The 6,445-nt window shown below is 68.7% G+C and carries 7 protein-coding genes; all 7 read left to right on the top strand.

The window, feature by feature from the left end; genetic code table 11:
- Window positions 1–255 precede the first annotated feature (255 nt).
- The 7 genes from ACIPSE_RS44775 (at window position 256) to ACIPSE_RS44745 (ending at window position 6,072) form a co-directional block, all read left to right on the top strand.
- Window positions 256–792, top strand: a complete 537-nt coding sequence (locus ACIPSE_RS44775) for a hypothetical protein (RefSeq protein ID WP_401675473.1) — start codon at window positions 256–258, stop codon at window positions 790–792.
- Window positions 793–878: 86 nt separating this feature from the next.
- The gene (locus ACIPSE_RS44770; protein ID WP_401675471.1) at window positions 879–1,145 is read left to right on the top strand and encodes a hypothetical protein; all 267 of its coding nucleotides are present in this window, start codon (window positions 879–881) and stop codon (window positions 1,143–1,145) included.
- Between the two features lie 296 nt (window positions 1,146–1,441).
- Window positions 1,442–2,044, top strand: coding sequence for a hypothetical protein (locus tag ACIPSE_RS44765; RefSeq protein ID WP_401675469.1), 603 nt, complete (start codon window positions 1,442–1,444; stop codon window positions 2,042–2,044).
- Window positions 2,045–2,193: 149 nt separating this feature from the next.
- Complete coding sequence (locus ACIPSE_RS44760) at window positions 2,194–2,484, top strand: hypothetical protein (RefSeq protein WP_401675467.1); 291 nt, start codon at window positions 2,194–2,196, stop codon at window positions 2,482–2,484.
- 19 nt (window positions 2,485–2,503) lie between these two features.
- Entirely contained in the window at window positions 2,504–3,001 is a 498-nt protein-coding gene (locus ACIPSE_RS44755) for an NUDIX domain-containing protein (RefSeq protein ID WP_401675464.1), read from the top strand.
- Between the two features lie 300 nt (window positions 3,002–3,301).
- A complete protein-coding gene (locus tag ACIPSE_RS44750) occupies window positions 3,302–3,757 on the top strand; it encodes a hypothetical protein (protein ID WP_401675461.1) in 456 nt (151 codons plus the stop codon).
- Complete coding sequence (locus tag ACIPSE_RS44745; RefSeq protein WP_401675458.1) at window positions 3,754–6,072, top strand: Helicase associated domain protein; 2,319 nt, start codon at window positions 3,754–3,756, stop codon at window positions 6,070–6,072. Before ACIPSE_RS44750 ends, ACIPSE_RS44745 begins: the two co-directional genes overlap by 4 nt.
- Window positions 6,073–6,445: the final 373 nt, after the last annotated feature.

Below are 6,445 nucleotides of genomic sequence, written 5' to 3'. Positions count from 1 at the left end.
GCCCAGTACACCTACGCCCCCGCCGGCACCGGCGAATTCCAGCGCATCCACCTCGCCACAACAGCCCTCGGCGAGACCGAGATCGAGTGGTCCGCACGCCTGGCCGCCGACAGCGCGTGGGCGAAACCAGACCCCGCACCCGCCTGACCGCCCTGTGCTCCCCCACCGGCGGCCAAACCGTTCAGCACCACCGCGCACTCCCCCGACCAAACCACTGACCCACCCACCCACCCACACGGACTGTCCAGGACACCCATGAACAGCGACGACCCGCCAGCACCAGACAGCAGTGCCCCAGCTGCCGCTCGGCCCCTTCTCCCGCTCACACGGCGCCAGTCACAGATCTTCGAGTTCATCTGCCAGACCGTGAAAGCACGCGGCTACCCGCCCTCGATCCGGGAGATCGGCAACGCGGTCGGACTGTCCAGCTCCTCCTCCATCGCCCGCCAGCTCAAACAGCTGCAGGCCAAAGGACACATCGCCATCGACTCCCGCAGCGGCCGCGCCTACCGCGTCCTGTCCCACGACCTGCAAACCGGGAAGGCACTGCCCGTGCAGCACGCCGGGTGCCCGCTCCTCACCGACGACCACGACGACGCCGAGGAACCCGCCGGGTCCCTGCTCCTCACCGTCAGGCTCGACCCCGCCATCCGACGCGCCCTGCTCAACGGCGCATCAGTCACCGTCCAACGCCTGCCCGGCGGCGACAACCGCCGTACTCCCCACAGCGACACCACCCTCCTCGGACAGATCACCGCCATCACCCACCCCGTCATCACCACCCCCGGCTAACAGCCCCACCTACGCTTCCCCGCTCGCAGGACCCAGCCCACGCCCCCTTCGGACACCACAGATCCCCCTGCCGAAAGCAGCACACGATGACCCCCGTTGCCCTACGCCACGAAGCCAGCAGCCGGTTCCAGAGCCTGCGGGACCACCCGCTGCGCCAGGCCCTGGCCGCCCACTTCCTCAACGGCGCCGACACCGTGGCCAAGTTCGCCGACACCGTGGCCAAGTTCATCGCCGTGCACGGCCGCGACACCCTCAACCAGGTGTGGACCTACCCCGGCCTCGTCCCGCTCAGCGCGGAAACCGACGGCAACTGCGACACCTGGCAGGCCAGGTTCACACCGGGCCTCACCTAACCCCCGCAGCTCCCGTGCGCGGCAGCCCCGTGGAATCCGTCGCCGCGCACGGGACCGCCGGTCGGCCGCCGCAACCCCGGACCGTCGGTGATCCGGGAAACGGCGGCCGACCTGGCCGGACACCCCACGCCCAGCACCCCGGCCACACACCAACCCGCCCAGCCGGACCCACCGGCTCGAAGCCGAGGAAAGGGGAGCTGGCCGACACGCTCGCCGCCCACCACACAGCTCGCTTCGTCGGCAGACGCATCACCTACCTCAAAGTCCCGCTCACGAAAAGAGGAGCCCTCCCGACCATGGCCGCCCGCACAACCGCCCACAAGGCCCTCAAGGAGATACAAGCCGCCGGCTACCGGTACGCGGGAACCAAACTCCCCGCCCACGTCTACGCACAACTCTCCCTCGCCGTCATCTGCACGGTATGCGCCACCCCACGCACGATCAGCCTCAACAGACTGCGCAACGGCACCGTCTGCCTCCACCGCTCCCACGTCTCCCCCGCCGGCGCCGCACAAATCGCCCGCAAGGCCGGCTTCCGCCCGCGCGAGCCCTACGACCAGCGCTCACGCTCCTGGACCCTCGACTGCCTCACCTGCGGCCGAACCCACCGCATCATGTGGCCCACACTCCTGTCAGGCACAGCGAAATGCCCCTGCCAGGAACGCGCCGCAGAACTGCGCGCAGCCGGATACGAGCCGCAGGCACCCTACCCAGGCACGGCCAGACAACCCTGGCCATCCACCTGCACCACCTGCAAAGCAGCCCGCACCCCCTCCCTCACCACCATCCGCAGCGGAGCACGCTGCGGACACAACGGCACACCCCACGCCACCGCCGCCGCCGAACGTCGTGGCGTGAGAGCCGAGCTGCGAGCCGCGCAGGGCGCCCGGCCTCAGTGACCGAGCATCCAAGGCCTCTGGCCACCCGCGACCCGCGAGCCTCCCGGAAGGACACGCCGCCTGGACCGACCGCCAGGTCACCACCCAGTTCTTCGGCACACCCGCCGACGCCTGGCAGGCCCCCGACCCCATCCGGCCATCCCCACCGCATGGACCGCATCACCGCCATCGTGCTGGACCTCCTGTTCGACCTGACCCAGCAGACCGCCCGCTGGGCCACCGACCCCACCCCGCACGGATGCCCCACGACCCCCGACCCGCTCCCACCCCCACAGCAGGCAGCCCCGTCTGGTGCCTCGACGGACCCGTGGGGCGCGCTAGCGACCTACGACACCGACGCCTACGCCCTCTTCCTCGGCACGCAACCGGCACGACGTTGCGACGGCCCCGTGCATCCCGCCGCACCACTGCACCCGAGCCAGACCATCCACCCGACCTGACGACGAAAGGCATCACCCCATGCAGAGCGCACGTGACCACTTCGCCGACCCGCCCCCGCGACGCCTGGGAGCACTGGGCATCATCCGCAATTTCGCTGGCGCCGTCCTCATGACCGAGAAATCACAGGACGCCCTCAGGAGTGAGGAGCGCACGCCCTGGTTCCACCCCGGCGGCTGCGTCGAGGCCGACGAAGCACTCCTCGACGGCCTGGTCCGCCACATCAGGACCAAGCTCGGCCTCACCGTGGAACCCGGCCGCCTGCTGGCCGTGCACCACATGTACGAACAGCAGCACCCCACCCACCTGTCCAAGGAAGGCATCAACTTCCTCTTCGACTGCGGAGTCATCGACCAGGACACACCCTTCACCTACGGCGGCAGCATCAAGGGCGCGAGGTGGATGCTCCCGACTGAACTGGGGGAACACCTGACCCCGTTCACGGCGGCGCGCACGTACGCGGCACTGCGAGCGCTGTCCGGTGGCGACGTAGAGGTGCTGGCCGGGCACCCCCAATAGCGCCAGCAGACCGGCGCTGATCGCCCTGGCTGAAGCAGTGCGGCGCGAGCATGAGCCGCTGGCCTCCCATCCTGACCTGATCAGATTCCCGCAGCACTCGCAGCACTACTCCTGCACTGGGGAGTGCAGGAGTAGTGCTGCGAGTGCTGCGGGTCCCGTCCCGTATCCGGCGTCCCCCGAGCCGGAGGCGGGACACCAACCCGGCACGGGGTGCCGGCCGGTGCCCCACTGGTGCGGGGTATCGGCCGTTCCCCGTGCCGGGTGCCCCGCTTCGCCACGACCTTCCGAAAGCAGCACACGATGCCTTCCGTAGTCCTCCGTCACGAGGCCGGCCCCCGGTCCGACGGCCTCGCCAAAGAGTTGGAGCGCCTCAGCGCCGAAACGATGCCGGCGGTTGAAGCGGTCACCGGGCTGAACCTGCCCGATCCCGTGGTGGTGCGAACCATGTCGATCGCCGGGTACGCCGTTTGGGCCGTACGAGAGGCGATCGCCAAGCTGTTCGGCGAGATGCCACCCAGCGGTACCAGTCGCTATGTCACCGTGCGGTTCCGCAACGCCGTCGGCCATCCGCGCATGAAAGAAGCGCGGGCTCATGCCCTTGCCGGCGCCGACGCTGTGGCCAGCATCATCAGCGTTCATGGCCTGGGTGCCTTCAACGCAGTGTGGTCCGCCCCCTCTTTCGTGCCGCTGAGGGCCGAAACGCTCGACAGCAGCGCTGCTTGGCGGGCCCGGTTCACAGCGCCGAGGCCAGCATGAGCCAGACCAGCAGCGGTGCCGTTGCACCCGAACTGTGGCCCCATCAGCGCGACGCCATTGAAGCTGTGGTGGGCGCAGCGCAGCATCATGCACGGACCACTGTGGTGATGCCCTGCGGCACTGGCAAGACGCGGGTCGGCAGCGAGGTCTGTCAGGCACTCGCTCCGGGCGGCCGGGTGCTCGTGGTGGTACCCACGATCGAGCTGGTAGGGCAGACGCTGCGCGCCTGGGCCAGAGTCCACGGCGAACACGCGCTGGGGCAGGTCGTTGCACTGTGCTCTGACCCGGGGGTGGCGGACGAGCGCGGGCAGGAACTGCGTGACAGCCACGCCGCGGTGACCACGTGTCCCGCCGAGCTGGCCGCGCTGACCGCGCGCACGGGCCGGGTCACAGTGGTCAGTACGTATGCGGGCGTGAACGTGGTGGCTTCAGCTCATGCTCAGTACGCATCGCGCCCCTGGGACGTGATCGTCGTGGACGAGGCACATCGCACAGCGGGTGCAGCAGGCAAGGCCTGGGCCTTGGTCCACGACGATGCGGCGCTGCCCTCCGCGCTACGCCTGTACATGACGGCAACGCCCAGATACGTGGCCGATGCCGGTGCGAGCGGGGCCAAGTTGCTGACCGTCAGCATGGACGACGCTGAGGTCTACGGGCCGAACGTGTACGCCATGCCGTTCTCGCGGGCCCTGGAACTCGGGCTGCTGGCGGACTACAAGGTCATCGTCGCGGTCGCGACGGATTCCCAGCTCCAGGGTGTGGTGTCCGACCCGCGCGGCCACTTCCAGGTGGGCCGATCCGCGCTGTCGCCGGACATGCTGGCACGCCAGATTGCGGTACTGCGGGCGGCCGCCGAGCAGGACATCCACCGCATGATCACCTATCACACCAGGGTTCGGGACGCGAAGTGGTTCGCGAAGACGTTGCCCGCCTCCGCCACCCTGCTGGCAGGGCCCGCCTCCTCTCCAACAGCGGTCCAGGCGGACCACGTCTACGGCGGCCAGTCTGTGGCGGAGCGGCGCAGAGTGCTCGACCGGCTTGATGGTGACGACGAGGGCCTGGTCGTAGTGGCCAACGCCCGGGTCCTGACCGAGGGCGTTGACTCTCCTGCGGTGGACGGGATCGCCTTCATCGACCCCCGCAGCTCGATGATCGACATCATCCAGGCAGTGGGACGCGCCATGCGCCTGGGAGACCGGACGGACAAGATCGCGTCGATCGTCGTGCCGGTCCTGCTCGGACCCGGTGAAGACCCCGCCGAGGCCCTTGAAGGTTCCGCGTTCCGGCAAGTGTGGCGGATCGTCCGCGTGCTGCGGTCCTACGACGATGTCCTGGGACAGCACCTGGACGCCGCCCGTCTGCGCCTGGGAAGCAGTCCTCACGCCGATGTCTGGCCCTTGTCCACCCTGCCGGACTGGCTCACCGTCACCGGCATCGACGTTCCCCGCGGCTTCGCCTCCTCCATCACCACCTGCACCGTACGCTCCACCACCTCATCCTGGGAGGAGCACTACGGCGCAGCCTCCCTCTACCAGCACGCTCACGGCAACCTGGACATTCCGCAAAGCCATGTGACCGATGCCGGGTTGAACCTGGGGCAGTGGCTCAAAAACCAGCGAAGCCTGCGCGACCGTCTGACGTCCGACCGCGTCAGACGCCTGGACGAGCTGGGCATCAACTGGGCACCGAAGGAACAGACATGGCGGCGCAACCTCGCTGCTGCACAGGCGTATCACGCCGAGCACGGCCATCTGCGGGTGCCCGAGAACTACTGCACCATGCTGGAAGGCGACCGCGTGGAGCTGGGCGCCTTCATCGTCGCATTACGCAGAGGCCTGATCCGCCTCGACGCCGAGCGGACAGCCGCCCTCAACGCGATCGGCATGATCTGGAACCTGCTGGAGGAACGCTGGCAGCGCTTCTACGATGCAGCCCACAAATACCACGCAAAGCATGAAAATCTGCTGGTGCCCAAGGACTTCGTCACCGACGACGATCCGCCGTTACGGCTCGGCCAGTGGATCGTGAAGATGCGCGCCAACCAAAGCCGGCAGCCATCGGAGCGGATCGCGAAACTCGACAAGCTCGGCATGGTCTGGAGCGTCTACGACCTCAACTGGCAGCGCGCCTACAACGCGGCCCGGGACTACCACGCGCTGCACGGGCATCTGAGAATTCCCGCCCAACACACCATGCCCGGACCAGACCCCATCCAGCTCCAGGCCTGGATCAAAAAGCAGCGCAGCCTCTACCACCGCGGCACACTCAGTCCCGAACGCGTCACCGCGCTGGAGCGAATCGGCATGGCCTGGTGACCCTGCCCGGCTCAGGCACCACCGCGGCGCTGCCCCCGCAGCCGCCCGCCTGACGCCATCCTGCGCGGACGTGGCCATGACCGAACCCGACGGGCGGCAAGCCAACGTCGCCTTCCCCATGCCTTGGCATCTGGTCCACCGGACGGCTCCCGTTTCGCTGACGTTTAGCCGTTCAGCAGGAGGAGGTCACAAGCCATCACGTGACTCGAAATCGCCCGCCCGAGTACTCCCTACACGGGCGGGGTGTTGGCCACCGCCCGCCAACCGGCCCCGAGCCTTCCCGCTGAAGGCGCCCACCGACGTTCGACCATCGCCCCCTCGGTCCGCGTCCGGCAGATCCATAGCGGTCAGCTTCCGTCGGCAGCGACGACGC

It is taken from the genome of Streptomyces sp. NPDC090106 (genome assembly GCF_044747265.1).
GTDB lineage: Bacteria > Actinomycetota > Actinomycetes > Streptomycetales > Streptomycetaceae > Streptomyces.
Note: the sequence above shows the minus strand (reverse complement) of the source record. Positions and strands in the feature narration are given on the sequence as shown.

What these genes read in the sequence shown, in the direction of transcription:
- ACIPSE_RS44775 (WP_401675473.1), top strand. Translation starts at nt 256, where the DNA reads ATGAACAGCGACGACCCGCCAGCACCAGACAGCAGTGCCCCAGCTGCC.
- ACIPSE_RS44770 (WP_401675471.1), top strand. Translation starts at nt 879, where the DNA reads ATGACCCCCGTTGCCCTACGCCACGAAGCCAGCAGCCGGTTCCAGAGC.
- ACIPSE_RS44765 (WP_401675469.1), top strand. Translation starts at nt 1,442, where the DNA reads ATGGCCGCCCGCACAACCGCCCACAAGGCCCTCAAGGAGATACAAGCC.
- ACIPSE_RS44760 (WP_401675467.1), top strand. Translation starts at nt 2,194, where the DNA reads ATGGACCGCATCACCGCCATCGTGCTGGACCTCCTGTTCGACCTGACC.
- ACIPSE_RS44755 (WP_401675464.1), top strand. Translation starts at nt 2,504, where the DNA reads ATGCAGAGCGCACGTGACCACTTCGCCGACCCGCCCCCGCGACGCCTG.
- ACIPSE_RS44750 (WP_401675461.1), top strand. Translation starts at nt 3,302, where the DNA reads ATGCCTTCCGTAGTCCTCCGTCACGAGGCCGGCCCCCGGTCCGACGGC.
- ACIPSE_RS44745 (WP_401675458.1), top strand. Translation starts at nt 3,754, where the DNA reads ATGAGCCAGACCAGCAGCGGTGCCGTTGCACCCGAACTGTGGCCCCAT.